Here is a 25796-nt window from a genome sequence, read left to right as displayed (position 1 = left end):
TAGAGCAAAATCGCGTTCTACTAACCGCGTTGTGCTCTAGTGAAGATTGGGTTGGGCGCCCTGGCCCTTTTCGTCGATCACCGCTCCTGTCTCGAAGCGATTGAGCCGATAGGCCGCCGCCACGTCGTGCGGCTGATCCTTGGCAATGAGATGGGCAAAGCACCAACCGGAAGCCGGCGTCGCCTTGAAGCCGCCATAGCACCAGCCGCAATTGAGATAGAGGCCGTCGATGCCGCTCTTGTCGATGATGGGCGAGCCATCCATCGACATGTCCATGATGCCGCCCCAGCTGCGCAGCAGCCTGAGACGGCCGATCATCGGCATCACCGCCATGCCGCCTTCGCAGACATCCTCCACCACCGGCATATTGCCGCGCTGGGCATAGGAATTGTAGCCATCGATGTCGCCGCCGAAGACCAGGCCGCCCTTGTCGGACTGGCTGACATAGAAATGGCCGGCGCCGAAAGTGATCACGCCCGGGATCAGCGGCTTGAGCCCCTCGGTGACGAAGGCCTGCAGCACATGGCTCTCGATCGGCAGGCGCAATCCCGCCATGGTACCGACCTTGGAGGTATTGCCCGCTACCGCCATGCCGATCTTCTTGGCCCGGAGGGTGCCGCGGGTGGTCTCGACACCCACGATGGCACCGCCTTCGCGGACAAAGCCCTTCACTTCGCAATTCTGGATGATGTCGACACCGCGATCGCTGGCGGCACGCGCATAGCCCCAGGCCACCGCATCGTGACGCGCCGTGCCGCCGCGCCGCTGCAGCAGGCCGCCCTGGATCGGGAAACGGGCATTGTCGAAGTTGAGGAAAGGCGCCATCGCCTTCACGCCATCGCGATCGAGCAGTTCGGCATCGACGCCGTTCAGGCGCATGGCATTGCCGCGGCGGGCGAAGGCGTCGCGCTGGGCGTCGGAATGATAGAGGTTCAGCACGCCGCGCTGGCTCATCATCGCATTGTAGTTGAGATCCTGCTCCAGGCCCTCCCACAGCTTCATGGCGTGCTCGTAGAAGGGAATATTGCCCTGCAACATGTAGTTCGAGCGCACGATCGTGGTGTTGCGGCCGACATTGCCGCCGCCGATCCAGCCCTTCTCGATCACGGCGACATTAGTGATGCCGTGATTCTTGGCGAGATAATAGGCCGTGGCCAGACCGTGGCCACCGCCGCCGATGATGATCACGTCGTAGTTGAGGCGCGGCTCGGCGTCACGCCAGGTCGGCGTCCAGCCACGGTGGCCGTTCAGGGCATTCTTGAGAAGGGAGAACAGAGAGTAATGCATCGATCTTCTTGCCGGGGAAGAGTTCGGAAAACTTCGGTCGTCCGGTCGCTTGGCCGCCTGGCGAGAGGTGGATTCGAGAGCATGCTGCCCTAGCGCCCACATCCAAGACCAGGCCACGCCGGCACGATCAGCGCTTATCGTCGAGAATCATGGGTACCTCTGCCCTCATCGAATATGGGCTGCCTCGTTCATAGGCATAGCAGCCTGTTACCCACAGTGAAAGATTATTCCTGCGCGTGCAAGATCTTTTGCTACTTTAATGTCAGGAAAAAAGTTTCACCACGAATAGCGACCGCTCGCAAATGGCTCAAAACAGGGCATCCAGCGGCTGCGGCCGAGCCAGGATGAAGCCCTGGGCCTGATCGACGCCCAGGCCACGCAACAGAGCCAAAGTCTCCTCATCCTCCACCTGCTCGGCCACCGTAATGGCACCCAGGCGATGACCGACCGTATTGATCGATTCGACGATGGCGCGATCGACTTCGCTCTGTGTCATCTGCCGGATGAAATCGCCATCGATCTTCAGGCCGTCGACGGAGAATTGCCTGAGATAGGTGAAGGAGGACAGTCCCTTGCCGAAATCGTCGAGGATCACACCGCAGCCGGCAGCACGCGCCCTGGAAAGAAACTGCTGGGCGGCCGCCAGATTGTTGATCACGGCAGTCTCGGTAATCTCGAAATGGATCCGCCGGGGCGGCAGGCCCGATTGCGCAAACTCCTCCTGCAGCAGCGGCCAGAGGAAGGGATCGTTCAAGGAGTTGGCCGAGAGATTGATGGCAAGGGTGATGTCGTCGGCGCCCAGCAGATGGGCACCATAGCGACGGAACGTGGTGTGGATGACCCAGCGGTCGATGCTGCCCATCAGGTCATAATGTTCGGAGGCCGGGATGAAGGCAGCCGGCGCGACGATGTTGCCGGCATCGTCGAGCATGCGGAGCAGGATCTCGAAATGCCGCTGTCCGCCGCCCTGTCCGGAAAGATCGAAGATCTCTTGGGCATAAAGGCGGAAGCGATTGGCTTCAATCGCATGGCGAATGCCCGCAGCCACCCGCATCTCGCTGTGATTGCGATGGGCCGCACTCTCACCGTCACCATAGACCGCAAACTGGTTTCGGCCGGAGGTCTTGGCCGTGTAGCAGGCGATGTCGGCCTGGCTCATCAACTCATCCTGCCGCGGTGAGTGCACATCGATCTTGGTCAGCCCCATGCTGGCCCCGATCTGATAGGTCCGGCCATCCCAAGCGAAGCGCAATTCGGCCAGGCCACGCAGAAAGCGCTGCGCAACCGCCCCCCCGTCGCCGATCGAGCAATCGCGCAGCAGCAGTGCGAACTCGTCACCGCCCAGGCGCGCCGGCACATCCTCCGGCCGGCAGACGCGGCGCATGAGATTGGCGACCTCGCGCAGCAGCGCATCGCCGGCAGCATGCCCGGCACTGTCGTTGACGATCTTGAAACGATCGAGGTCGATGAAGCACAGCACGTGCCAATGTTCGCCCTGGCGCGCGCGCTCCAGCGAAAGTCGGATCTCGCGCTCGAAGGCGGACCGGTTGGGAAGCCCGGTCAGACTGTCGTGATTGGCCGAGTGTTCGAGTGCCTGCTGCAGGACGCGGGCCTTTGTCACGTCCTGGAACACCAGCACCGCACCGATGATTTCTCCCGTGGCCGTCCGCACGGGAGCGGCCGAGTCGCGCACGCTGCGTCGCTCACCATCGCGCCGCAGCAGGACGGCGCCGTCGCTGAGATAAGAGGGGCGCATCCGAGCCAGGCAGGTCTCCACCGGATCGGCAAGGATCTCGCCAGTGGTTTCATCGACGATGCGAAACACCTCGGCCAGGCGCTTGCCGACCGCATCCCGGCCCATCCATCCCGTCATTTCTTCCGCGACCGGGTTCATGAAGGTGACCCTTGCGTGAGCGTCGGTCGAGATCACGGCGTCCCCGATCGAATGCAGGGTGATCCGCAATCGCTCCTTTTCCTCGAACAGTGCCTCCACCAGTTCCTTGTGCTCGGTGACATCCCAATCCATGCCGACCGTGCGGACAGGCGCGCCGGCCTCGTCGCGGATCACCCGGGCGAGCGAATGGATGTGGCGGATCTTGCCGGAACGCTGGACCCGCAAGCGGAATTCCATGTCGAACAGCGAGTCTTCGCGCATCGCCCTGTCATATTCGCGCGTGATCGCGACGACGTCGTCCGGATGAATGCGATCGAGCCAGGCCTCCCGGCTGCCGTCATAGCTGCCCGGCGCCATTTCATAGAGCTGGTGGAGGCGATCGTCCCAGCTATAGCGCTGGGAGGCAAAATCATACTCGAAGACACCGACGCCAGCCGCCTCGATCGCCAGTTGCAGCCGCTGATTGAGGGCCAGGATAGCGCTCTCGGCCTCCTTGCGTGCGGTGATGTCGGTATGGGTTCCGATAATGCGCAAGGCACGCCCGTCCGCTGCCCGTTCGACCACCTTGCCCCGGTCATAGATCCAGCGCCAGTTGCCATCCTTGGCGAGCAGACGGTTCTCGAAAACGAAATCCGGCGTCTCGCCACGCAGATGCGCCTCGATAGTCGCCTGGCAATACGGCAGGTCTTCGGGATGAACGCGATCCGACCACTCGCTCGCGCTGGTGCCGATCTCGCCCTCCCCGTAGCCCAGCATTGCTTTCCACTGATGCGAATAGAACACCTCCCCGGTCTCGAGATTTTGGTCCCAGACCCCGTCGCCCGATCCATAGAGAGCAAACTGCCAGCGCATCTCACTTTGCCGCAAAGCCGCCTCGGCGACCTTGGCATCGGTGATGTCGCGGGAGATGCCGATCAGCCCGGTAATCTCGCCACGCTCGTTGCGCCGGGGCGCCTTGGTGGAGGAATAGGTGCGCCGCAAGCCCTCGAGCATCGCCGTTTCCTCCATGGTGGAGGGTTCCCCGCTCTCCATCACGTGGCGGTCGTTCTCGATCAGGGCGCCCGCCACCTCGGCCGAAAAAATCTCGGTGTCGGATCGACCCAGGATTTCATCGCTCGTCTTCCCCATCAGCCTCTCGACCGAGGGATTGACCAGCGCGTAGCGACCGTCGCGATCCTTGGCGTAGATCAGGTCGGGCGTCCCGTTCATCACGGCCTGCAGCAGGACCAGCGTGTCGTGCAGCCTCTGATTGCGTTCCACATCGTCGGTGACGTCCCAGCAGACACCGATCCCATGCGTCAGGGCGCCGTCCTCTCCTCGGATCAGCCGAACCGTCGAGCGGATATGACGCCCCCTGCCCGTCTTCGGATGCCGGATGCGATAGTCGAGCTGATAGTGCGAGCCCGACCGCAGACCGCTCCGACGGATACGGTCGACCCGGGCAGCATCTTCGGGCGAAAGCAAGCTGCGGAACGCTTCCATCGTGTTGTCGAACGTCTCCGGCGTGACGCCGTGAAGCGCGTAGGTTCGCGCATCCCAATGCCGGAGCCCCGAGGGATAATCGACGTGGAAGATGCCGATGCCACCGGCCTGCACGGCAACTTCCAATCGCTCCGAGACGGTGGAAAGGCGTGCCTCCATCTCCTTTTGCCGCGCGATGTCGGTGATGGTTCCGATCATGCGCCTGGCGGTGCCGTCGGGTGCATACTCGACCGTCCGGCCTCGGCTTATCACCCAGATCCAATGGCCGTCACTGTGCTTCAATCGGTAGGTGACGTCGAAATCACGATCGCCATTGAGCCGAACACGCTCCGCGGCCTCCGCCGTGCGGGCGAGATCGTCCGGGTGCATCCTGCTCTGCCAATTGCCGATCGAAAGCACGTACTCGTCGTCCGGAAGGTTGAGCATCGTGCACCAATGCGGCGACACCCACACCATCGCAGTGGGCACGTCGAAGTCCCACACGACCTGCCTAGACCCCTCCAGAGCCTGGCGCCAACGCCACTCCGCCTCGGCCAGGCTCGTCTCGTTCGGCATTTGGGCCGACACGGCCACGATTTGCGCAATGGCGGCATAGGGCGAGGCCTCGTCCGGCTTGGCCAGTTGGGAGAGGCTGGTCATGCCGGTGAAGACCGTGCCGTCATGGCGACGATAGCGGCGCTTGACACCGTCCTCGTCCCAACCATCCCAGGAAAGACCGGCCCGGTCCTCCGGATGAGCAAGGTCGACAAGAGTCATGCCGACATAGTCTGCCGCCTGGTAACCGGTGAGCCGACAAAAGGCCGGATTGGCATAGCAAAACCGGCCGTCATGCCCGATCAGTGCCATGGCGACACCGGCTTGCTCGATGACGCGGCGAAGCAGAGCCACATCGCCCGGAAGAACGACCGCATCGAAGCGATCGGAGCCCAGCCCGGCATCTATCTTCATCTGGCGGATCTCAACTGCGCGAGCGAAATCAACAGCATTGGAATTGCCATGATGGTACCGAGAAGCTACGTCATTGCCAAATGTCGTCGCAGGAATTTTTGCCTTTTTCAGCAGTGATTTGCGCCCGCACCGGAATAGGCGCCCGAGAACATTCGGTAAGCCGAGGAAACACTTCCCAGACGCCGGCATCGGGCTACCTGTCGCTCTTCCTCCGGGCACCGGGCGGCCACGGCGAGCTATTTTTGAGAGATCCCATGCATTCGTCTCAATTCCGGCAACATGCCGTTTTCGCCGAGGCGCTTGCGCGCTGGCGGCTCACACCGGATGGCGAGGCGATCGTCACCCATGCCGCGCGCCTGCTGCCAGTGCGCTGGCAAGGACGTCCCGCCATGCTGAAAGTGGCCACGGCGGAAGAAGAGCGTCAGGGTGGCCTGTTAATGAGTTGGTGGCACGCTAAGGGCGCTGCCGAGATCTTTGCCGCCGAGGAAGACGCCATCGTGATGGAACGCGGCGGCGCTCCGCTCTCTGCCTTGGTCGCCGCCGGGCGGGACGACGAGGCCACGATCATTCTCTGCGAAGTCGCGGCAAAGCTGCATGCAGCCCGTTCCGATCCTCCTCCCTCCCTCGTTCCCTTGCAGGCCTGGTTTGCCGATCTGCAGCCAGCCGCGGCCCGGGAGGGTGGCCTGCTGGCGCGCAGCGCCGCCGAAGCACGTGCCCTCCTGGCCGATCCCTGTGAAGAGACCGTGCTGCATGGCGACATCCATCACGACAACGTCCTCGATTTCGGGCCTCGCGGCTGGCTCGTCATCGATCCCAAGGGCCTGTTTGGCGAGCGTGGCTTCGACTATGCCAATCTCTTCTGCAACCCCGACAAGGGCGACGGCGGCGCTTTCGCCTCCTCACCCGAGCGTTTTTCACACCGGCTGACCCTCGTGACCGAACATGCCCGTGTCGAACGCAGGCGGATGCTGCAGTGGATCATTGCTTGGACCGGCCTGTCCGCGACATGGCAGATCGAAATCGACGAGAGCCCCGCCATCGATTTTGCGATCATGAAGCTGGCCATCGGCGCAATCGATCAGGGCTGAGCCGCATCAGGGCAGGCGCTCTCCCCGCGAGGCCACCAGCACCGAATACCACTCCTCCCGGCTCCAGCGCGGCAGATAGGCTTGCGGGATCTCCCGGATGCGGTCGAGATTCTGCGTTCCCACGATCGGGATGGTCCGTGCCGGATGGACCATCAACCAGCTCAGGGCGACGGCGGTGCGGGAAATGCCGGCCTGCGCGGCCTTGGCATCGAACAGGGCCACCACCGCCCGTGCCCGCTCGTCCTGCGGCTGCGCCAGCCTGCCTCCTGCCAATGGCGACCAGGCGAGCACCGCCATGTCATTCATGACCGCCTGGTCCAGAATCCCGTCTGCGAGCGGATCGAGCTTGAGGGCCGAAAATTCCGGCTGATGGCTGACGATGGGCAGGCTGAGGCAAGCCGCCAGTCCCTGTGTCTGGGCAACCGTATAATTCGACACGCCAATGGCAGCGATCTTGCCGGCCCGATGCGCGTCTTCGAGGGCCCTGGCAATCTCGCTGGGGTGGGTGAGGATATCGGGCCGGTGGATCTGCCACAGATCGATGCGGTCGACCTGCATCCGCTTCAGTGACGCATCGATGGCCGAGGAAAGATAGGCGGCGGAGGAGTTGTAGGGGGTGCCGAAGACGATGCCGCCCTTGGTTGCCAGTACCATGCGGTGGCGCAAGCCGGGGCTGGCTTCGAGCACCCGGCCGAGCTGGCTCTCGGCAATCCCGAAGCCGCCGAGGTCCGACGGGCCATAGATGTCGGCGGTGTCGAACAAGGTGACCCCGGCCTCGAGCGCAGTCTCGATCAGTCGTTGAGCCGAAGCGAGGTCCTCGCTCCCGAAGCGCCACATGCCCCAGGCCACAGAGCTTACCGACATGCCGCTGCAGCCGAGGGGGCGTATCTTCTCTGGTGCCGGCAAATCGTTCATCTCAGGACCTCACAGTGACCACGCGTCACTTCTAGAGCAAAGCGTGTTCAAGTGTGAACGGTTTTTGCTCTAACTCTTTGGTTCGACGCGTCTTTGCGATTTGAAATGATTCAATCAAATCACAAGACGCTCGTGCAAGCGGAAGCGGCCATGGACATCCCCTCCTCCCAATAAGGCGGGTCGCCGAATCTGCGTTTCAGATGCTCGGCCAGTGCCCGCAGCTTGGCTGAAGGCCGGCGCCCTTCCGGATGAGCGAGGAAGATGAATTCCGGCTCCGGCCGCACGCCGATGTCGACGACCTTCAACTTCCCGGTGCGGATCTCGGGGCCCGCGATGAAAGTCGGCAGCAGGCCGATGCCGAGGCCGGCAAGCGCGGCGTCACGGATCATGTCACCATTGTTGACCCGTAAGGCGACCTTCGCCCGCACGATTTCGACACCGTCAGGCCCGAGGAACCGCCAATCGGCAGCCCCCCGGTTCGAATAGAACAGCCCCTTATGATGATCGAGTTCGCCGATGGAACGCGGCGTGCCCTCGCGGTCCAGATAGTCCGCGGATGCCACCAGAATGCGCCGGCTTGGAGCCAGGCGCCAGACCATCAGCCGTGAATCCGCAATGGCACCGTGGCGGATCACGCCGTCATAGGCAGCGGAGGCGACGTCGACCCGGCGATCGTCGAGGTCCAGGATGAGTTCGACCTGCGGATGATCAGCCAGGAACGGAAACAGGGCCGGGCCGAGATGCATGTGCCCAAAGGTAATCGGCGCGGCAATCCGCATCGGACCGGCCAGGGTGCCGCGCCGCTCCGCCAGATCCGCAGCCGCCTCTTCCACCTCTCGCACGATCCGCCTGGCGCGCTCGAGAAAAGCAGCTCCGTCCTCGGTCACCGACAGGCGCCGGGTGGTACGATGCAGCAGGCGCGTACCGACGGTCCGCTCCAGTTCACCCAGGCGTTCGCTGACCACCGACTTGGACAGGCGCAGGCTGCGTGCCGCCTCGCTAATCGAACCTGCTTCTGTCACCGCTACGAAACTCGCGATCCCGTCCAGCTTCATTGTTCGGAAATCCCGGAAGATAGATCCAATATAAGCAGGATACCCCGAACATGATGACTGCGCCATATTCGCTTCATTCAAAGCGTCTCCCATGAACAAGGAACTGCAATCATGAACAGGCTCTCAGGCAAGCGCGCTCTCATTACCGGCGGTACCACCGGCATAGGCCTGGAAACCGCCCGCCAATTCCTGGCGGAAGGCGCACGCATCGCGGTGACGGGCACCAATCCCCAAACGCTGGAGGCCGCGCGCAAGGAACTGGGCGAAGGTGCCCTCGTCATTCAGTCGGATGCCGCCAACATCGCCAAGCAAAAACAGCTCGCCGAGACCATCGCGCAAGCCTTCGGCGGGCTCGACATCCTCTTCGTCAATGCCGGCATTGCCCAGCTCAAGCCGCTAGCGGACTGGAGCGAGGCCGATTTCGACAAGGTCTTCGACATCAATCTGAAGGGGCCTTACTTCCTGATCCAGGCACTGCTGCCGATCCTGGCCAATCCGGCGTCGATCGTGCTGAACACCTCGGTCAACGCCCATATCGGCATGCCGAACTCCAGCGTCTACGCCGCGTCGAAGGCCGCGTTGCAATCGCTGATCCGCACCTTGTCAGGCGAATTGATCGGGCGGGGCATCCGCCTGAACGCCGTCAGCCCCGGCCCGATCGCCACGCCGCTCTATGGAAAGCTCGGCTTCTCGGAGCAGGACCTGAAGAGCGTCGCCGATAGCATCAAGGGACTAGTGCCCGCCGGCCGCTTCGGCGAGGCCAGCGAAATCGCCAAGGCCGTGGTGTTCCTGGCTTCCGACGAAGCGACCTATACCGTCGGCAGCGAGCTCATGATCGACGGTGGCATGGGCACGCTTTAGGGCTTCCCGAACACCTGCTCCTATCCGGTGCTGCCGAGGCTCGCCGCCTCGTCTTCCGACAGGGCCGAGGGCTGTACGTCCCGAGCCTCGATCGACACCGTCCGCCCCAGGCGCGCGGCTTCCAGGATGCCTTCCATGATCTCGAGCACATGCAGCGCGAGTTCGCCGGAAGCCCGCGACCGTCGCCCCTCCTCGAGGCTGCGGGCCAGGTCGGCCACTCCGAGCATCCGATAGTTGGCGCGATCGGGCGCGGCATAGGGCCAGTTCAGGCCGCCATAGGTCATGGCCGCCGTATCGATGTCCTGCCAGGGCTCGCCCTTGCGGCTGAGGGCGAAGGTGCCGCCGAAGGTGTCCGGATCGGGCAGGCTGAGCGAGCCTTGGCTGCCATGCAGTTCGATGGGCTGGTTGGAATGGCGGAACACGTCCCAGCTCATGCCGACATTGACGATGGCGCCCCCGGCGAACTCGACCAGCGCCATCAAGGTCGTGGGCGTGCCGACGGCAAAGCTCGTGCCCTGGTTCGGCCCGGGCGCAGTGATCAGCCGTTCCGCCTGCCCGGTCGTCGCCATCGCCGCAACCTGGCGCGCCGGCCCCAGCAAATTGACCAGCATGGTCAGGTAATAGGGGCCCATGTCGAGAACCGGCCCACCGCCGGGCTGATAATAGAATTGGGGATTGGGATGCCAATGCTCCATGCCGCGGGTCATCATGAAGGCGGTGCCGGTGGTCGGACGGCCGATCGCTCCCTCTTCCATCAGGCGGCGGGCCGTCCGCCCTGCCGCACCGAGAAAAGTATCGGGGGCGGAGCCGATCGCCAGCTTATGCCGACGCGCCTCCTCGACCAGCCTCCGGCCCTCTGCCGCCGTAACGGCGAGAGGCTTTTCGGTGAAGACGTGCTTGCCGGCGGCAAGAGCCGCCATCGATACCTCGAAATGGACAGCTGGAATGGTCAGGTTGAGAACGAGGTCGATTTCGTCATCGCCCAGCAGTTCTTCCACGCCGAGTGCCCGAATGCCGTATTCCCGGGCTCTGACCTTGGCGGCTTCCGCCGAGATATCGGCACAGGCCTTCAATTCCACGCCGGGGAAAAGCGCAGCATTGCGCAGATAGGTCATCGAGATATTGCCGCATCCGATCACGCCGATGCCGAGTTTACCCATGCGCGTCCTCCGCCATCCCAGTCAACTGGATTGCTCATTTTTGCATTAATTTAGAAAGTAAACACGAGAAGCGTTGTGTTTGAATGAAATTTTTTGAACGAAAATGACAATTTATCCTTGACAGCACGCGGCCTCAGGCCAAGCATGACCCGAAAATCAAGGTGAGCATTCACCATAAAGGGAGGACTTGTGATGTCGGACGTTCAGTCACGCTCGACCCCGGTTGCCGGGGCTTCGCAATCCGGGTCGGCAGCGGTGCCGAGCCGGCGCACCTTCCTGCAGGGCGCCGGCCTTGCCGCAGGTGCTCTGGCGTTCGGCCTGCCCCGGCGCGCCCATGCCGCGGACCGCACCGAGATCACCTTCGCCAGCGCCAAATTCTTCGGCAAGCAGACCATGGCGCAGGTGGTGGACGCCTATAACCAATCGCAGGGCAAGATCCACGTCACTTATGTCGAGCTGCCGCCGCCCAGTTCCTCCACCGAAGTGCACACGGCCCTGGTGCAGCAGCTCGCCCGTCGCACGGGCACGCCCGACGTCTTCACCCAAGACGTGGTCTGGATCGCCGAATTCGCGGGTGCCGGCTGGGCCTTGCCGCTGGACGAATATTTCAATGCCTCGGTGCAGAGCCAATTCTTCCCCGGTCTGGTGGCGGCCTGCACGTACAACAACAAGCTCACCGCCCTGCCCTGGTATGTCGATTCAGGCATGCTGTTTTATCGCAAGGACCTGCTCGAAGGCATTGGTGCCAAGCCGCCGCAGACCTGGGACGAACTGGCCGCCGCCGCCCAGGAGATCCAGAAATCCGGCAAGGCCGATTTCGGCTATCTCTGGCAAGGCAAGCAGGCTGAAGTGCTGGTCTGCGATCTCGTGGAGGCGATTGCCTCCAATGGCGGCTCGATCCTCGCCCCCGACGGCAAATCCTCGACGCTCAGCGACGACAAGGCGGTGGCGGCCGTCCAATTCCTCTATGACACCATCAACAAGACGAAGATCAGCCCTTCCGATGTCCTGAGCTGGGACGAAGAACCCTCGCGCCAGCCCTTCACGGCGGGCCGCGCCCCCTTCCTGCGCAACTGGTCCTATGTCTATGCCATCGCGCAGGACAAGGCGGCATCTTCGGTGGTCGACAAGGTTGGCGTGGTGCCACTGCCCCATTTCGCCGGTGGCAAGAGCGCGGCCTGCCTCGGCGGCTATCAATATGGCGTCAACGCCAACACCAAGAACCGGGAGGCGGCCATCGAATTCCTGACCTGGATGTCCTCGCCATCAACCCAGCTCCAGTTCGCCCTGCAGCTCGGGATCGCCCCTACACGCCCCGAAGTGTTCGAAGATGCCCAACTCGGCAAGGAGCAGCCTTTCATGAAGCAGCTCAAATCGGTGTTCACCGGCGCGACGCCGCGCCCCGTCACCCCGAAATATGCCCAGGTCACCCTCGCCATCCAGTCGGGCGTCTCCAAGGCGCTGGTCAGCGGCAACATCAAGGCAGAGTTGGAGGCCGCCAGCACCAAGATCAATTCGATCGTCGCAGGATGACGCGATGAGCGTGCAAGCCTCCGCGGCCAGCCCTCCCCTCGGGGCTGGCCTGCGGTCCCTGGACCTGGCGCCCTGGCTGCTGATCCTGCCGCTGCTGATCTCGCTCGGCTCGGTCTCGGTCTATCCCATCGTCAACGGGGTCTGGCTGTCGCTGACCAATACCTCCCTGGTCACCCAGGAAGACGCCTTCGTCGGCCTTGCCAATTATCGCACGCTGCTCGGTGACGACGGCTTCTGGAACGCCTGGGGGCATACGGTGCTGTTCACGGCGGTGTCGACGGCGCTCGAGACCGTGCTCGGCCTCGCCATGGCCCTGCTGCTGTACGAGCCCTTCATTGGCCGCTCCCTGGTGCGCGCCGCCATGCTGGTGCCCTGGGCAATGCCCACCGTGGTCACCTCGAAAATGTTCGGCTGGCTGTTCGACGGACAGCACGGGCTGATCAACTACCTGCTGAAATCCGTCGGGCTGATCGACGGCAACATCAACTGGTACGGCTCTGTCGACCACGCCCTCGACACCATCATCATCGCCGACGTCTGGAAGACCACGCCCTTCATGGCCCTGCTGCTGCTGGCGGGCTTGCAGACTGTGCCGCGGTCTCTCACCGAGGCCGCCAAGATGGACGGTGCCTCGGCCTGGCGCATCTTCTGGCATGTACGCCTGCCCCTCTTGCTGCCGACCTTGCTGATCGCCGGCATGTTCCGGGCCCTCGATGCCTTCCGCATCTTCGACCTCGTCTATGTCCTCACCGGCGGCGGCCCGGCCGACTCCACGGAGACCTTGTCCACCCTGAGCTACAAGGTGCTCTTCTCCACCCTGCAATTCGGCTATGGCTCTGCGCTCTCCACCGCGATGTTCATCACAGAAACCCTGATCGCCATCGGCTTCGGCATCTTCATCGTGGCGCGGCTGAGGAGGCAGGGATGAACGCCCGCGAGATCCTGCGCCTCATCGTCGTCTATACCGGCGCGGCCCTGCTGCTCGTGTGGTCGGCCGGCCCGTTCCTGTGGCAGTTCTCCACCTCGTTGCAGCTCGACAAGGCGCTGACCGATCCGGTACCGAGCTTCTGGCCTTCGCCGGTCACCTTCGAACACTATGCCAATGTCTTCTTCGTCAAGAAGTTCCAGCTCTATGTGCTGAACTCGGTGATCGTGGCGGGGCTCACCACCCTGTTCTGCCTGGCCATCGGGGCGCTGGCCGCCTTCTCGCTGTCGCGGCTGGAAGTCAAGGGGCGCTTCGGCATCCTCGGGGTCGTGCTCTCGGTCTCGATGTTCCCGCAGATCGCCATCGTCGGCCCGCTCTACCTGACCGCTTCCAATTACGGCTTCCTCGACACCTATAGCGGCCTCGTCATCGTCTATCTGGCGCTCGGCCTGCCGCTGGTGACCTGGGTGCTGTTCGGCTATTTCGACACGCTGCCGCGCGAGATCGACGAGGCCGCGCGCATGGACGGAGTCGGGGTTACAGGTCTGTTCGTCCGCATCATCCTGCCGATGTCGCTGCCCGGCCTCGTCACCACCGGCCTGCTCGCCTTCATCGCTGCCTGGAACGAATTCATGTTCGCCCTGGCCTTCACCTCGACCATCGAGCACCAGACGATCCCGGTCGGCATCGCCAATTTCACCAACCTCTATTACGTGCCCTGGGGCGACGTGGCGGCCGCCTCCGTGGTGGTGACCGTGCCGCTGATCGCGCTGGTACTGTTCTTCCAGCGCCACATCATCGAGGGCCTGACTCAAGGCGCGGTCAAGGAATGACCGTCGCCAAGGAATGACATCATGAACGAGACCGCAAAACTGAAGGCCGGCTGCCAGACCTTCACCTGGGAAATGCTGGGCAAGGGCTGGAGCGGCAATGCCGACGACCTGCTCGCGGCCATCGCGGCGGCAGGTTATGCCGGCATCGAGATCACCGACACCATGATCCCGCCCTATGCCGACCGCCCGCAGGACTTTGCGAAAGCATTGGCAGACCATGGCCTGACGCTGGTGGCCTTTGCCTGCGGCAGCAGTTCCGGTTTCACCGAAGCCGACGCCGTCGAGGCCGACCTCGCCATGGTCGACCGCGCCCTGCGCTTCACCGCGCATTTCCCCGGTGCCATCCTGTCGCTGGGCAGCGCCACGATCATGAGTCCCGGCCCTCTCGACGACAAGTTCGCCATTGCCGGCCGCTTCTACAATGGCGCCGGCGAACTCGGCCGTATCGTCGGCGTCGATGTCGCCGTGCATCCGAGCTCGCATCACGACACGCTGCTGAGCTCGCGAGCCGACTATGACCGCATCATGGCCCTTCTGGACCCGGCCCTGGTCGGCTGGGTGCCCGACACCGGCCACATCCTGCGCGGCGGCCAGGACATCCTCGATACGTTGCGCACCTACCAGGATCGCATCCGCTATCTGCATCTGAAGGATGTCGATGCCGAGGGCCAGTGGCGCATGCTGGGACAGGGCGTCTGCGATCTCGGAGCCGTGGTCGACATCGTTGCCGCAGGGCCGAACTTCAATGGCTGGCTGGTGCTGGAGGAAGAATCCGACACCGCCGCCGCCGACCCCGCAGCTGCCGTCAGGGTCAATCGCGAAACGCTGCGCCGCGCCGGCATCTGACCCATGAGCGCTCACTTTGCGAACAGTAGCGCGGAATAATGGAGGGTCGATCTCCCAGCTCCATCGAACGATGGAGCGAGATCGACCGTCTTTGTTCTCTATTTCGCTCGACGTTTCCAAGATGGTCGATCTGGAGATCGACCCTCCATCCCTGCATCATCTCGCAAAGGAGAACGCCACGATGGCCACCGTCAATCTCAAGGGATTGCGCAAATCCTATGGCGCCGTCGAGGTCATCAAGGGCGTCGACCTGGAGGTTGAGGATCGCGAGTTCGTGGTCTTCGTCGGCCCCTCCGGCTGCGGCAAATCGACTCTGCTACGCATGATCGCGGGGCTGGAGAAGATCACCGGCGGCGACCTCCTCATCGACGGGCGTCTTTCCAACGACATCGCGCCGGCCAAGCGCGGCCTCGCCATGGTGTTCCAGAGCTATGCGCTCTATCCTCACATGACCATCGCGGACAATATGGGCTTCGCCCTGCGCATCGAAGGTGTGCCCCGGGCCGAACGTGCCGCCAAGGTGCAGGCTGCTGCCGAAACCCTCCAGCTCGGCCCGCTGCTGCATCGCCGGCCCAAGGAGCTTTCCGGTGGTCAGCGCCAGCGCGTCGCCATCGGCCGCGCTATCGTGCGCAATCCCAAGGTTTTCCTGTTCGACGAGCCGCTGTCCAATCTCGACGCTGCCCTGCGCGTGCAGATGCGCATCGAGCTGATGCGCCTGCACGAGCAACTCCAGGCCACCATGATCTATGTCACCCACGACCAGGTCGAGGCCATGACCATGGCCGACAAGATCGTGGTGCTGAATGGCGGGCGGATCGAGCAGATCGGCGCGCCGCTCGAGCTCTATAATCACCCTCGCAACCTGTTCGTGGCAGGCTTCATCGGCTCACCGCGCATGAACACGCTGCCGGCCCGGATCGTCGAAGCCGACGCGACAGGCTTGGGCCTTTCCCTGCCGGGGAACAAGCGCATCCGTTTGCCCTTTGCGGCCAGTGGCCTGAAAGTCGGTTCCGAGGTCACCTTCGGCATCCGCCCCGAGCACATCACGCTGGTGAACGGAGCGGATGACACAGGCGAAGCCATCGCCGGGACGACGAGCATCGTCGAACATCTGGGCGGTCTGACCGTGTTTCATACAGCTATCGCGGACGGACAGACACTGGTGGTGCAAACCGACGGCAAAAACCCCGTGCGTGCCCACACTGAGGTCCGCCTGCGGATCGATCGCGACTCAGCCCATGTTTTCGGGCCTGATGGCACTGCCCTGCCACGCCTGGCCGCAAATATCGCGTAGACCGCACAGGTCTCGCGAGGCGCCAAGACAAGTATGAGTAATGCTGTGTTTTGCAATCCGGCGGTGTCGCCGGCAATTGCAAAGACACGCTGAAATCCGGGGAGCCGGGACGACGACCGGCTCGATCCAAATGCATCGTCCTTCGATCAACCGTGAAGGCTATGGCTACCGCGCACTTCCGTAAGCGGCGTCGCCGTCATGGTCGGGCGCGGATGCTGCACCATATGGTAGGCGATGCGTCCCGCCCCGATCAGCTCATAATAACGCAACACCGAATCGGCCGCGCGAGGAGCATGTCCTTCGAGATTGGCATGGTGCTGCCCATCCCTGGGCACCACCTTGAAATCACCATTGGCCGCCATCAACCGACGGGCACACAAGGCCTCAATCATCGGACGGGTCTGTTCCGTCCATATGTACCAACCGTAGTCGTCAGCCTGAGTACACAGGAATTCGAGCTCCTCGACCGAGAAGACAGCGGCATGGCTTTCTTTCATGGCTCCACCCTATCGTTTTGACCCCGCTCGATTGAACGCGGCAGGGTGCATATGGTTCCGTGAAGGCAGTGCGAAAACTATAGCGCGCATCGTCGTCGTAACCTAGGTATAGAAATCGATTTATCTTTTAAATTTTATTCATTTACCTGTATTTCGTCGCGTAAAAATTGAGCAAATAAGTCACAATCTGGGCAGAGTTGCATAAATCCGTCATATGAGCATCTTCCCGGCCAACAAGCTGGTGTGAATTCCGCCGTCTCGAGTCGCCGCCTTCCACCGGACAAATCCGCACATTACAGTCGAGCCCGCACGCAAAAAGGCCAACAATGACCGGACCTTGCCGTTCCCGGACGCAGGCCTCGGCCGGCATGATGCCGTCAGTGTCATCACAACCGGAAAAGCCTCCATGCGCCGCCTTTCAATCGCCTTGGTCATGACCACCTTGCTCGCCGGCTCGGCCACAGCCGAGACCTTCAAGGACTGGCAGGTGAACTGCGATACGAGCCACCAATGCCAGGCCGTCGGCTTGGCCGCAGGCGACCCGGATGCGAAGGGCTATCTCAGCATCCAACGCCGCATCGAGGCCTCGGCACCGGTGGAGGTCCGTTTCTCGGTGGTCGATCCGACCGGTGTCCTTGCCGGCCACCCTTACGTCCTTCTGGCGGACGGCAAGCCCATCGGCGACGTTGCCGGCCGAGTGACGTTTTCCGATCCCGAGGAAGAAGGCGGGCTGGCAGAGGCCACCCTCCCCGCCGACGCAACGTCTTATTTGATCCAGGCCTTGCGGGGGCACCACTCCCTGCAATTGCAGGCAGCAGACGGCAGCCTGGCGGTCAATGTCTCGCTGGCGGGCGCTGCCGCCGCCTGGCTCTATATGGACGACCACCTGGCCAAGAACACCCCTCCAGCCGAGCCCGCGACATGAACGGTGGATCACGGGAGAGAGAAACTTGCGCCTGCCTCTACGCACGTATACTCCTGCGGCCTCGAAAACATTGCAGGCGCGGGCATGGCCAGGAAGAAAACACCCCCTCCCTCCCAATCGACCCCCGCCCCCCAAGCCAAGCGCCCGCGCAATGCCGCGGCGACGCGCGAAGCTATTCTGCAATCGGCGCTGATCGCCTTCTCGCGCGCAGGCTATGACGGTGTCGGCCTGCGAGAAATCGCGGGAGAAGCCGGTGTCACCGCCATATTGGTCAACCGCTATTTCGGTTCGAAGGAAGAGATGTTCGCTGAGGCGGCCAAGATCGCCTGCACCGATGCCAGCCTGTTCGAAGGCGATGCCACCTCCCTCGCCGACCGCGTGGCGCAGGCGATGGTGGCCAACCCTGCCGGCGAGAGCGCCGGTGTCGATCCGTTCCGGCTGATGCTGCATTCGGCCTCCAATCCCAGGGCTGCCGAAATCCTGCGTGAGGTCGTCACTGAACAATTCGAACGCCCGCTTGCCGCCAGCCTGCCCGGCAAGGACCGGCCGGAACGCGCCACCCTGTTCCTTGCCTTGATCGCCGGCGTCGCGCTGATGCGCGATGTGATCGCCAGTTCCTCCCTCGCCGAGGCCGACCCGTCGGCGCTGGCCAAGCGGCTGGCTCAGATGCTCAAGCCCCTGATCGACGACAAGCCGGCCAAGAAGGCGGACAAACCCCAGCAGCTCAGCCTGGGATTTTGAGACAGGCTCTAAGCCGTCGAGGCGCTGGCCGGGAGCACGACCACGGTTGTCCCGACGGGCACGCGCCGGTGGAGGTCGATGATATCCTGATTGAGCAGGCGCACGCAGCCTGACGACACCATGGTGCCGATCGTCCAGGGCTCGATGGTGCCGTGCAGCCGGTACAGCGTGTCGCGCCCGTCCTTGTACAGATAAAGCGCGCGTGGGCCGAGAGGATTGCCGGTTCCGCCCGGCAATCCGGCGGCGTATCTCGCATAGCGTTCGGGCTGGCGCCGGATCATGTTGGCCGTCGGCGTCCAACGCGGCCACTCGGCCTTGCGGGCGATGGTTGCACGGCCTTGGAAATTGAAAGCCTCTTCCTTGCCCACACCCACGCCGTAACGCAGGGCTCTGCCATGCTCCAGCACGAGATAGGCATGACGCTCGGCCGGATCGACCACGATCGTGCCGGGTTGCTCCTGCGTCTCGTAGGCGACCTCCCGGCGCAGATATTGCGGCTTCACCCGTCGCAGGTCGACAGCAGGCACGGTAAAGGGCTCGGACTCGACGGCTCCATAGAGCAAGGCCTGATCCGGGTCGACAGGCACTTCCCGCATGCTCAGATCCGGTGTGCGGTCCTGCGCGCATCCGGCCACCAAAAAAGGCAATCCAACCATAAAACTACGCCTGCTTATCATCATCACGCCTTCCGCAACGCCACCGACACGGCACGGAGGCGATTGAGCCCGATGACACCGCTGGCGTCCATATGTTATGATGCTATGATAGCCATAACCATGAGGCATGAATGGACATCGCGGTCGCCTTGCGCGCTTTCGTCCGCACCGTCGAGCGCGCTTCGGTAACGGCCGCAGCGCGTGACCTTGCCGTCTCCCAGCCCGCCGTCACCAAACATCTGCGCAATCTCGAACGGCATGTCGGCGCCAGGCTGCTGGAACGATCCTCGCGCATCGTACGCCCGACACCACAGGGACAGGCCCTGTACGAAGCCAGCCGAGGCGCGCTCGCCACCATTGACGCGGCCCTGGAAGGAGTCCGGCGTGACATGGGGGCCATCGAAGGCCCGCTCCGGCTGCATGCACCCTCCTGCATCGGCGTCAGGCACCTGCATCCAATCGTCATGGCATTCCAGAAACGCCATCCCGCCGTTACGGTCGATCTCATCCTGGAGAACCGTGATATCGACCTTGTCTATGAAAACTTCGATCTGGCGGTGAGGTATGGACGTCCTGCCGGCCAGGAACTGATCATCCGCCGTCTCGGCCTGATCCGGCGTATCCTGGTCGCGGCACCGAGCTTCCTCGCCCGGTCCGGGCCGATCGACACGCCGGAACGGCTGTCGGACATCGGCATCGTGAGCAGTGCCAGACTGCTTTCGCCGCGCGACATCCTGACATTGCAACATCGCAACGGCGAAACGCTCGACCTGCCTGTTCAGCCCATCCTGCGCACCAATGATGCCGAGGTCATCACCGCCACGCTGCTACAAGGGCACGCGGCCGGGCCGGTGCAGCAATTGCTGGTGAATTGCGAGCTTGCCGAGGGGCGTCTGGTCCGTATCCTGCCCGACTACGTCGTCCGGCCTACGGAAGCTTTCCTGGCCTTCCCCTCGGTGCGTTATATGCGACCGGTGGTGCGCGCCTTCACCGACTTCACCATTGCGGCGCTACGCAAGATCGATGGCATCGATTCGACAGAAAACGACGCGTTCCAGCTCTCTCTCGGTCCCGACGACACGGCCCTGGCTTCCTGCGGCAGCGAGGCTGCGATCTGAGCTTGCGCCTCGATTGCGAGCGGTGCGTTTCCGCAAGGGCCCGCAGGATCTCGTCCGTTGCTGCCGACAAGAGAGTATGAATTGTCCTGCTTCCTCATGTCGGATACCTCTTGGCTCATTCGTCCTTGGCTCAAGAGGAAGCAGACAATGCAATACACGATCCTTTGCTACAATTACGAAGACGTCGTCGGCGCCTGGACCAAGGAGGAGGACGATGCCGTGATGGCACGTCTGCACAAGGTGCACGAAAAGGTCGCGGCAGCTGGCAAGCTCGGCCCGGTGGTGCGACTGCTTCCAACCACCGCCGCCACCACCTTGCGCAAGACGGGTGGCGAACCCCTGGTGATCGACGGCCCCTTCGCCGAGACCAAGGAACAACTACTGGGCTTCTACGTGGTCGACTGCGACAATCTCGAGGAAGCGCTCGATATCGCCCGCGATCTCGCCAAGGCCAATCCCAGCATCGGTTCCTACGAGATTCGTCCACTTTCGATCTTCCAGCCCGGGGTGCTCGAACAGAAGGCGCATGCAACATGACCGATGCGGCCTGGATCAGCAGCGCGCTCACTTCCGCCCGCCCGCAGGCCATGGGAGCGCTGCTGCGCTATTTCCGTGACCTCGAAACGGCCGAGGAAGCCTATCAGGAAGCCTGCCTGCGCGCGCTGAAGAGCTGGCCGAAAAACGGCCCGCCCCGCGATCCTACCGCCTGGCTGATCTTTGCCGGCCGCAATTCCGGCATCGACGCCAAACGCCGCGAGAAAAAGCAGGAGGCCCTGCCGGACGAGGATCAGATCTCTGACCTCGGCGATGCCGAGGCGGAGCTGACCGAGCGTTTGGATGGCCAGCATTACCGTGACGATATCCTGCGCCTGCTTTTCATATGCTGCCATCCGGACCTGCCCGGCACCCAGCAGATCGCGCTCGCCCTGCGCATCGTTTGCGGCCTCACCGTCAAGCAGATCGCCCGTGCCTTCCTGGTCGGCGAAGCGGCGATGGAACAGCGCATCACCAGGGCCAAGGCGCGCATCGCCAGCGCCGACGTGCCCTTCGAGGCACCGGGCGCCGTGGAGCGCTCGGAACGCCTCGGCGCCGTGGCCGCCATGGTCTATCTGATCTTCAACGAGGGCTACTCGGCCGGCGCAGAGGATGACGGCAGCCGGGCCCAGCTCTGCGACGAGGCCATCCGTCTTGCCCGCCTGCTGCTGCGCCTGTTCCAGACGGAACCCGAGATCATGGGACTGGCGGCGCTGATGCTGCTCCAGCACGCGCGCTCGCCGGCTCGTTTCGACGCCGAGCGCCAGATCGTGCTGCTGGAGGACCAGGATCGGCACTTATGGAACAGCCAGATGATCGCCGAGGGCCTTGCCCTGATCGACAAGGCCACCCGCCACGGACGCCCCGGCAGCTATCAGTTGCAGGCGGCCCTCGCCGCCGTGCACGCCCGGGCAGCGACACCGGAAGACACCAATTGGCGCCAGATCGATTTGCTCTATGCGCTGCTGGAGGAGATCCAACCCTCACCCGTGATTACGCTCAACCGGGCCGTGGCCGTCTCCAAGACGCAGGGGCCGGAAGCCGCGCTCGCGATGATCGAACCCCTGGAATCCCGCTTGTCCGGCTATTTCTACTTTCATGGCCTCAAAGGCGGGCTGCTGCTGAAGCTCGGCAGAGGCAAGGAGGCCCATCGGGCCTTCGACCAGGCCATTGCCCTCGCCACCACCGCAGCCGAGGCCAATCACATCCGCCAGCATCTGGATAGGCTGTTGAAGGATAACGCAGCGCAGGCGTGAGGCCTGCTTCCCGCTGCCGGAGGAACCACCGTGGTCTATGTGCTTGCCATCCTCATCGTCGTGCTGGTAGTCGTCCTGATCCTCGCCGCTATGCGCCCGCCGAGTTTCGAGGTGAAACGCTCGCTCGAAATCCAGGCGCCGCCCGGGCGGATCTATCTCCTGCTTGCCGATTTTCACCAATGGAGCCGGTGGTCGCCCTACGAAAAGCTCGATCCTGCCATGCAACGCAGTTTCTCCGGCGCCGAATCCGGCAAGGGTGCCGTCTATGCCTGGGAAGGCAATGGCAAGGCCGGTGCAGGCCGCATGGAGATTGTCGAGGCGGCCCCTGAGCGCGGTATCGACATGAAGCTCGATTTCATCCGCCCGTTCCGGGCGAATAACCGCGCCGCCTTCACCTTCACGCAGGCCGGCGATGCCACGCGCGTCACCTGGTCGATGCAGGGCGCCGCACCTTTCATCGCCAGGCTGATGGGGCTGTTCATCAATATGGACCATATGATCGGCAGGGACTTCGAACAGGGCCTCGCCAATCTCAAAGCGGCGGCGGAGCAATAGGCCCTTGCGAGTGTGGCGGCCTCCCCGGCAGTCATCAGGGCGCGCCACATCTCTGCGACCTCAGATCAGCCCGCCATTGGCCCTCAAGGTCTGCCCGTTGATCCAGCCACCGTCCGGGCCGACCAGGAAGGCGACCGCCGCGGCAATGTCGTCCGGCGTGCCGAGTCGCTCCAACGGCGCCATGCGGGCATAGTGCTCGACGAGATCCTTCGACTTGCCGTCGAAGAAGAGATCCGTCGCCGTTGGACCAGGCGCGATGGCATTGACGGTGATGGAGCGGCCGCGAAGCTCCTTGGCCAGGACGCTGGTCAGTGCTTCGATGCCAGCCTTGGTGGCGGCATAGACGCCATAGTTCGGCTGGCGCAGGCCGACGACACTGGACGAGAAATTGACGATCCTCCCGCCCTGGCGCAATCGCCTCGCCGCCTCGCGCATGGTGTTGAAGCTGCCCTTGAGATTGACGGCCACCAGACGGTCGAAACCGTCGTCTTCCGTCTCGGCGAGCGGAGACAATGCGATAATTCCGGCATTGTTGACGAGGACGTCGAGGCCGCCGAAAGCCGTCTGCACCGCCTCGAACATATCAGCCACGGCCACGGGGTCGCTGACATCGGCCTGCAGGGCGAGCGCCCGCCCACCTGTGCCCTCGATCTCACGCACCAGCGCCTCGGCCCGCTCGGTATTGCCGGCATAGTTGATGACGACCGAGAAGCCGTCCTGCGCGAGGCGACGGGCGATGGCGGCCCCGATCCCGCGCGAGGCGCCGGTGACGAGGGCAACCTTGCTGCCATTCATAGTCATTTTACTCTCCTTGATGTGAGATTGATCGCTGGACGGCACTATCCAACTTCTGCCATCTCGGATAATCATGCAAAATCTGATATGACTATTCGGAATTTACGAACAATGGATCGTTTCGACGCCATCAGGCTCTTCACCCGGATCGTCGAGCGCCGCAGCTTTACGCAGGCGGCACAGGACCTGGGTTTGCCGCGTTCGACCGTGACCGAAGCGATCCGCCAATTGGAAGCACGCCTCGGCGTCCGCCTCCTCCAACGTACCACCCGCGTCGTCAGCCCGACGCTGGACGGCGAAGCCTATTATCGTCGCTGCCTTGCCATCCTGGCCGACATCGAGGATGCCGAGGCCGCCTTCGGCGACGCCAAGCCCCACGGATTGTTGCGGATCGATATTCATGGCACGCTCGCCCGGCATTTCCTGCTGCCTGGCCTCGCCGTCTTCCTGGAACGCTATCCGGGCCTGCGGCTCCATATCGGCGAGGGAGACCGCCTGGTCGATCTCGTGCGCGAAGGCATCGACTGCGTGATCCGCGCCGGCGATCTCCAGGACAGTTCGATGGTCGCCCGGCGGGTCGCCATGCTCGCCGAGGCCACCTGCGCAAGTCCCGCCTATCTCGCCCGCCACGGCGTGCCGAACACGCCGGATGACCTCGACGGCCATCGCATGGTCGGCTTCCTATCCTCGGCGACGGGTAGCGTGATACCGCTCGAATTTCAGGTAGATGCCGACATACGCCATGTCACCCTGCCCACCGCACTGACGGTCACGGGCTCGGAAACCCTGTTCGGAGGGGCGCTGGCGGGATTAGGACTCATCCAGGTGCCTCGTTACCATCTCCTGCCCTATTTCGCCGACGGCAGGCTGATCGAGGTGCTGCCGGCCCATCCGCCGACACCGACGCCCGTCTCCCTGCTGTACCCACAAAATCGCCAACTCTCGCCGCGGGTTCGTGTCTTCATCGACTGGGTGGCGAGGAGCTTCGCCGATTGGGCCGATGCAGGGGTAATCTCTCGATCACCCGGGCCAGCGTGACATGGTGGCGATTTACCGTCGTTGGTCAGGTCTTACGGAAAGTCAGATTGATGCGATTGCGTCCCAGGCGGGGATGCTGCCCTTCCTTCAGCGGCAAGATGCCGTGATAGGCCAGGCGCGACGGGCCGCCCCATACCATCACGTCGCCATGCTGCAGCGGCAGCTTGCGCGGCTTGTCGCTGCGTGACAGGCCGCCGAACTGAAAAACGGCGGTCAGGCCGAGCGAGACCGATACGATGGGGTTGCCGAAATCGCGCTCGTCCTTGTCCTGATGCAACGACATCTTGGCACCGGGCTCATAGCGGTTGATCAGGCAGGCATCCGGTTCGAACCCGGCAAAGCCCGCCTCCGCCGCCGCCTCACGCGCGAGGGTGGCGAAGGCGGCCGGCATCTCCGGCCAGGGCTGGCCCGTTTCGGGGTCTTCCACACTGTAGCGATAGCCACGCCTGTCGGTTACCCAGCCGAGCTGGCCGCAATTGCTCATCGCCACCGACATGGTGAAGCCGCCGGGCGTGACCATATGGCGGAAGGGAGCGGCCGCCACCACGGTATCGAGGGCGGCGAGCAACGCCTCCTCCCGGCCAAGGGCACGGCCGACGAGCAACACGGCGCCCTCGGCAATGTCGAGGCGATTGGGCTCGTCGAAACTGAACAGATCCATCATTGCTTTGTTCTGGCCCAAAATCTGGGCGGCTATGTGACCCAACGGCAGGGTTAGCGATCTCTTCCCTGGCCTCCGATGGCGGGGCTTACAAGCGTTCGATCAAGGCCTTGGCCGCCGTAGGCGCCTTGGGCTTGAAGCCGTTGATCATGAAGATGAAGACATCCCGGCTGCCCGCCTTCGGCGCCTTCTTGTCCGATGCCTTGTCAAGGTCAGCAGGCTCACCACCGCCAGCCCACAACTTGGCCCTCTCGGCCCATTTGTCCAGCGCAGCTGCGGGATAGCCGAGCTCCTCGTCCTCCTTCGCCGCTTGTAGGCGCGCGTAGACAAAGGGAGCGGTGACATCGTGGATATGCGGGAAATCGGCCTTGTCGGTCAGGACGATGCCGACATCATAGGCCCGCACCAACTCGATGAACTCAGGCACCTTGAAGCTGTCGTGCCGGACCTCTACGACATGGCGCAGGGCATGGCCTTCATGGCTCTTGGGCAGGAGCTTCAGGAAGCCCTCGAAATCGGCCGGATCGAACTTCTTGGTCGGCATGAACTGCCAGTTGATCGGCCCGAGCTTCTTCTTCAATTCGACGATGCCGCTGCCGATGAACATGTCGATCGATTTTCCGGCTTCCGACAGCACCTTCTTGTTGGTGGCAAAGCGGTTCGCCTTCATCGCGAAGACGAAATCATCCGGTGTCTCCGCATGCCATTTGGCGAAGCTTTCCGGCTTCTGGGAGCCGTAATAGGTGCCGTTGATCTCGATCGCCGTCACCTGGCGGCTGGCATATTCGAGCTCCCGCTTCTGGGTCAGGTCGGCGGGGTAGAAGCTGCCGCGCCACGGCTCGAAGGTCCAGCCGCCGATGCCGACGCGGATTTGGCCAGTCATGCGAATTCTCCCGATT

General features: G+C 63.2%; 24 protein-coding genes. 14 read left to right on the top strand and 10 right to left on the bottom strand.

The window, feature by feature from the left end:
- Window positions 1-36: 36 nt before the first annotated feature.
- Together ACN6KF_RS04265 and ACN6KF_RS04260 are read right to left on the bottom strand one after the other, a co-directional pair.
- A complete protein-coding gene (locus tag ACN6KF_RS04265; protein ID WP_434955640.1) occupies window positions 37-1287 on the bottom strand; it encodes a sarcosine oxidase subunit beta family protein in 1251 nt (416 codons plus the stop codon).
- Between the two features lie 307 nt (window positions 1288-1594).
- Window positions 1595-5611, bottom strand: a complete 4017-nt coding sequence (locus ACN6KF_RS04260; protein WP_434955639.1) for a PAS domain-containing protein — start codon at window positions 5609-5611, stop codon at window positions 1595-1597.
- A 254-nt stretch (window positions 5612-5865) separates the two neighbouring features.
- Between ACN6KF_RS04260 and ACN6KF_RS04255 the strand changes: the two genes are divergently transcribed.
- Window positions 5866-6699, top strand: a complete 834-nt coding sequence (locus ACN6KF_RS04255) for an aminoglycoside phosphotransferase family protein (RefSeq protein WP_434955638.1) — start codon at window positions 5866-5868, stop codon at window positions 6697-6699.
- A 6-nt stretch (window positions 6700-6705) separates the two neighbouring features.
- On the opposite strand, the gene ACN6KF_RS04250 is transcribed toward ACN6KF_RS04255, so the two are convergent.
- Together ACN6KF_RS04250 and ACN6KF_RS04245 are read right to left on the bottom strand one after the other, a co-directional pair.
- Entirely contained in the window at window positions 6706-7563 is an 858-nt protein-coding gene (locus ACN6KF_RS04250; protein WP_434955637.1) for an aldo/keto reductase, read from the bottom strand.
- A gap of 170 nt (window positions 7564-7733) precedes the next feature.
- A complete protein-coding gene (locus ACN6KF_RS04245) occupies window positions 7734-8669 on the bottom strand; it encodes a LysR family transcriptional regulator (RefSeq protein WP_434955636.1) in 936 nt (311 codons plus the stop codon).
- A 111-nt stretch (window positions 8670-8780) separates the two neighbouring features.
- Here ACN6KF_RS04245 and ACN6KF_RS04240 point away from each other — a divergent pair, with 111 nt between their 5' ends.
- Window positions 8781-9530 (top strand): SDR family oxidoreductase, encoded by a 750-nt coding sequence (locus ACN6KF_RS04240; protein ID WP_434955635.1) that lies wholly within the window; start codon window positions 8781-8783, stop codon window positions 9528-9530.
- Window positions 9531-9550: 20 nt separating this feature from the next.
- Here ACN6KF_RS04240 and ACN6KF_RS04235 read toward each other — a convergent pair whose 3' ends face one another.
- Window positions 9551-10690 (bottom strand): Gfo/Idh/MocA family protein, encoded by a 1140-nt coding sequence (locus ACN6KF_RS04235; protein ID WP_434955634.1) that lies wholly within the window; start codon window positions 10688-10690, stop codon window positions 9551-9553.
- Window positions 10691-10882: 192 nt separating this feature from the next.
- Between ACN6KF_RS04235 and ACN6KF_RS04230 the strand changes: the two genes are divergently transcribed.
- The 5 genes from ACN6KF_RS04230 to ACN6KF_RS04210 all read left to right on the top strand — a co-directional run bounded on the left by ACN6KF_RS04230 (window position 10883) and on the right by ACN6KF_RS04210 (window position 16121).
- The gene (locus ACN6KF_RS04230; protein ID WP_434955633.1) at window positions 10883-12223 is read left to right on the top strand and encodes an ABC transporter substrate-binding protein; all 1341 of its coding nucleotides are present in this window, start codon (window positions 10883-10885) and stop codon (window positions 12221-12223) included.
- Between the two features lie 4 nt (window positions 12224-12227).
- Entirely contained in the window at window positions 12228-13151 is a 924-nt protein-coding gene (locus ACN6KF_RS04225; RefSeq protein ID WP_434955632.1) for a carbohydrate ABC transporter permease, read from the top strand.
- On the top strand, window positions 13148-13981 hold the full coding sequence (locus ACN6KF_RS04220) for a carbohydrate ABC transporter permease (RefSeq protein WP_434955631.1): 834 nt from the start codon (window positions 13148-13150) through the stop codon (window positions 13979-13981). The genes ACN6KF_RS04225 and ACN6KF_RS04220 overlap by 4 nt, the downstream gene beginning before the upstream one ends.
- A gap of 21 nt (window positions 13982-14002) precedes the next feature.
- Window positions 14003-14827, top strand: coding sequence for a sugar phosphate isomerase/epimerase family protein (locus tag ACN6KF_RS04215; RefSeq protein WP_434955630.1), 825 nt, complete (start codon window positions 14003-14005; stop codon window positions 14825-14827).
- 181 nt (window positions 14828-15008) lie between these two features.
- On the top strand, window positions 15009-16121 hold the full coding sequence (locus ACN6KF_RS04210; protein WP_434959609.1) for an ABC transporter ATP-binding protein: 1113 nt from the start codon (window positions 15009-15011) through the stop codon (window positions 16119-16121).
- 146 nt (window positions 16122-16267) lie between these two features.
- On the opposite strand, the gene ACN6KF_RS04205 is transcribed toward ACN6KF_RS04210, so the two are convergent.
- A complete protein-coding gene (locus tag ACN6KF_RS04205) occupies window positions 16268-16618 on the bottom strand; it encodes a hypothetical protein (RefSeq protein ID WP_434955629.1) in 351 nt (116 codons plus the stop codon).
- 406 nt (window positions 16619-17024) lie between these two features.
- On the opposite strand from ACN6KF_RS04205, the gene ACN6KF_RS04200 reads away from it, so the two are divergent.
- Together ACN6KF_RS04200 and ACN6KF_RS04195 are read left to right on the top strand one after the other, a co-directional pair.
- The gene (locus ACN6KF_RS04200) at window positions 17025-17543 is read left to right on the top strand and encodes a DUF1176 domain-containing protein (protein ID WP_434955628.1); all 519 of its coding nucleotides are present in this window, start codon (window positions 17025-17027) and stop codon (window positions 17541-17543) included.
- An 84-nt stretch (window positions 17544-17627) separates the two neighbouring features.
- Entirely contained in the window at window positions 17628-18284 is a 657-nt protein-coding gene (locus ACN6KF_RS04195) for a TetR/AcrR family transcriptional regulator (RefSeq protein ID WP_434955627.1), read from the top strand.
- Window positions 18285-18292: 8 nt separating this feature from the next.
- Here ACN6KF_RS04195 and ACN6KF_RS04190 read toward each other — a convergent pair whose 3' ends face one another.
- The gene (locus tag ACN6KF_RS04190; protein WP_434955626.1) at window positions 18293-18880 is read right to left on the bottom strand and encodes a L,D-transpeptidase; all 588 of its coding nucleotides are present in this window, start codon (window positions 18878-18880) and stop codon (window positions 18293-18295) included.
- Between the two features lie 191 nt (window positions 18881-19071).
- Here ACN6KF_RS04190 and ACN6KF_RS04185 point away from each other — a divergent pair, with 191 nt between their 5' ends.
- The 4 genes from ACN6KF_RS04185 to ACN6KF_RS04170 all read left to right on the top strand — a co-directional run bounded on the left by ACN6KF_RS04185 (window position 19072) and on the right by ACN6KF_RS04170 (window position 22403).
- Window positions 19072-20058, top strand: a complete 987-nt coding sequence (locus ACN6KF_RS04185; RefSeq protein WP_434955625.1) for a LysR family transcriptional regulator — start codon at window positions 19072-19074, stop codon at window positions 20056-20058.
- A gap of 147 nt (window positions 20059-20205) precedes the next feature.
- On the top strand, window positions 20206-20595 hold the full coding sequence (locus ACN6KF_RS04180) for a YciI family protein (protein ID WP_434955624.1): 390 nt from the start codon (window positions 20206-20208) through the stop codon (window positions 20593-20595).
- A complete protein-coding gene (locus tag ACN6KF_RS04175; RefSeq protein WP_434955623.1) occupies window positions 20592-21848 on the top strand; it encodes an RNA polymerase sigma factor in 1257 nt (418 codons plus the stop codon). The genes ACN6KF_RS04180 and ACN6KF_RS04175 overlap by 4 nt, the downstream gene beginning before the upstream one ends.
- Before the next feature lie 90 nt (window positions 21849-21938).
- Complete coding sequence (locus tag ACN6KF_RS04170; protein WP_434959608.1) at window positions 21939-22403, top strand: SRPBCC family protein; 465 nt, start codon at window positions 21939-21941, stop codon at window positions 22401-22403.
- 60 nt (window positions 22404-22463) lie between these two features.
- On the opposite strand, the gene ACN6KF_RS04165 is transcribed toward ACN6KF_RS04170, so the two are convergent.
- Window positions 22464-23204 (bottom strand): SDR family oxidoreductase, encoded by a 741-nt coding sequence (locus ACN6KF_RS04165; protein WP_434955622.1) that lies wholly within the window; start codon window positions 23202-23204, stop codon window positions 22464-22466.
- Between the two features lie 105 nt (window positions 23205-23309).
- Here ACN6KF_RS04165 and ACN6KF_RS04160 point away from each other — a divergent pair, with 105 nt between their 5' ends.
- Entirely contained in the window at window positions 23310-24236 is a 927-nt protein-coding gene (locus tag ACN6KF_RS04160) for a LysR family transcriptional regulator (RefSeq protein WP_434955621.1), read from the top strand.
- 25 nt (window positions 24237-24261) lie between these two features.
- On the opposite strand, the gene alkB is transcribed toward ACN6KF_RS04160, so the two are convergent.
- A complete protein-coding gene (gene alkB / locus ACN6KF_RS04155) occupies window positions 24262-24900 on the bottom strand; it encodes a DNA oxidative demethylase AlkB (protein WP_434955620.1) in 639 nt (212 codons plus the stop codon).
- Window positions 24901-24985: 85 nt separating this feature from the next.
- Complete coding sequence (locus ACN6KF_RS04150; protein ID WP_434955619.1) at window positions 24986-25780, bottom strand: DUF72 domain-containing protein; 795 nt, start codon at window positions 25778-25780, stop codon at window positions 24986-24988.
- Window positions 25781-25796 lie beyond the last annotated feature (16 nt).

It is taken from the genome of Labrys methylaminiphilus subsp. lupini, from assembly GCF_051161885.1.
In the GTDB taxonomy this organism is placed as follows: domain Bacteria; phylum Pseudomonadota; class Alphaproteobacteria; order Rhizobiales; family Labraceae; genus Labrys.
The sequence above is the reverse complement of the archived record's forward strand: the minus strand, read 5'-3'. Positions and strand labels throughout refer to the sequence as shown.

Coding starts and splice junctions, on each gene's coding strand:
- ACN6KF_RS04265 (WP_434955640.1), bottom strand. CDS start 1,287: ATGCATTACTCTCTGTTCTCCCTTCTCAAGAATGCCCTGAACGGCCAC.
- ACN6KF_RS04260 (WP_434955639.1), bottom strand. CDS start 5,611: ATGAAGATAGATGCCGGGCTGGGCTCCGATCGCTTCGATGCGGTCGTT.
- ACN6KF_RS04255 (WP_434955638.1), top strand. CDS start 5,866: ATGCATTCGTCTCAATTCCGGCAACATGCCGTTTTCGCCGAGGCGCTT.
- ACN6KF_RS04250 (WP_434955637.1), bottom strand. CDS start 7,563: ATGTCGGTAAGCTCTGTGGCCTGGGGCATGTGGCGCTTCGGGAGCGAG.
- ACN6KF_RS04245 (WP_434955636.1), bottom strand. CDS start 8,669: ATGAAGCTGGACGGGATCGCGAGTTTCGTAGCGGTGACAGAAGCAGGT.
- ACN6KF_RS04240 (WP_434955635.1), top strand. CDS start 8,781: ATGAACAGGCTCTCAGGCAAGCGCGCTCTCATTACCGGCGGTACCACC.
- ACN6KF_RS04235 (WP_434955634.1), bottom strand. CDS start 10,690: ATGGGTAAACTCGGCATCGGCGTGATCGGATGCGGCAATATCTCGATG.
- ACN6KF_RS04230 (WP_434955633.1), top strand. CDS start 10,883: ATGTCGGACGTTCAGTCACGCTCGACCCCGGTTGCCGGGGCTTCGCAA.
- ACN6KF_RS04225 (WP_434955632.1), top strand. CDS start 12,228: ATGAGCGTGCAAGCCTCCGCGGCCAGCCCTCCCCTCGGGGCTGGCCTG.
- ACN6KF_RS04220 (WP_434955631.1), top strand. CDS start 13,148: ATGAACGCCCGCGAGATCCTGCGCCTCATCGTCGTCTATACCGGCGCG.
- ACN6KF_RS04215 (WP_434955630.1), top strand. CDS start 14,003: ATGAACGAGACCGCAAAACTGAAGGCCGGCTGCCAGACCTTCACCTGG.
- ACN6KF_RS04210 (WP_434959609.1), top strand. CDS start 15,009: ATGGCCACCGTCAATCTCAAGGGATTGCGCAAATCCTATGGCGCCGTC.
- ACN6KF_RS04205 (WP_434955629.1), bottom strand. CDS start 16,618: ATGAAAGAAAGCCATGCCGCTGTCTTCTCGGTCGAGGAGCTCGAATTC.
- ACN6KF_RS04200 (WP_434955628.1), top strand. CDS start 17,025: ATGCGCCGCCTTTCAATCGCCTTGGTCATGACCACCTTGCTCGCCGGC.
- ACN6KF_RS04195 (WP_434955627.1), top strand. CDS start 17,628: ATGGCCAGGAAGAAAACACCCCCTCCCTCCCAATCGACCCCCGCCCCC.
- ACN6KF_RS04190 (WP_434955626.1), bottom strand. CDS start 18,880: ATGCGGGAAGTGCCTGTCGACCCGGATCAGGCCTTGCTCTATGGAGCC.
- ACN6KF_RS04185 (WP_434955625.1), top strand. CDS start 19,072: ATGGACATCGCGGTCGCCTTGCGCGCTTTCGTCCGCACCGTCGAGCGC.
- ACN6KF_RS04180 (WP_434955624.1), top strand. CDS start 20,206: ATGCAATACACGATCCTTTGCTACAATTACGAAGACGTCGTCGGCGCC.
- ACN6KF_RS04175 (WP_434955623.1), top strand. CDS start 20,592: ATGACCGATGCGGCCTGGATCAGCAGCGCGCTCACTTCCGCCCGCCCG.
- ACN6KF_RS04170 (WP_434959608.1), top strand. CDS start 21,939: ATGCGCCCGCCGAGTTTCGAGGTGAAACGCTCGCTCGAAATCCAGGCG.
- ACN6KF_RS04165 (WP_434955622.1), bottom strand. CDS start 23,204: ATGACTATGAATGGCAGCAAGGTTGCCCTCGTCACCGGCGCCTCGCGC.
- ACN6KF_RS04160 (WP_434955621.1), top strand. CDS start 23,310: ATGGATCGTTTCGACGCCATCAGGCTCTTCACCCGGATCGTCGAGCGC.
- alkB (WP_434955620.1), bottom strand. CDS start 24,900: ATGATGGATCTGTTCAGTTTCGACGAGCCCAATCGCCTCGACATTGCC.
- ACN6KF_RS04150 (WP_434955619.1), bottom strand. CDS start 25,780: ATGACTGGCCAAATCCGCGTCGGCATCGGCGGCTGGACCTTCGAGCCG.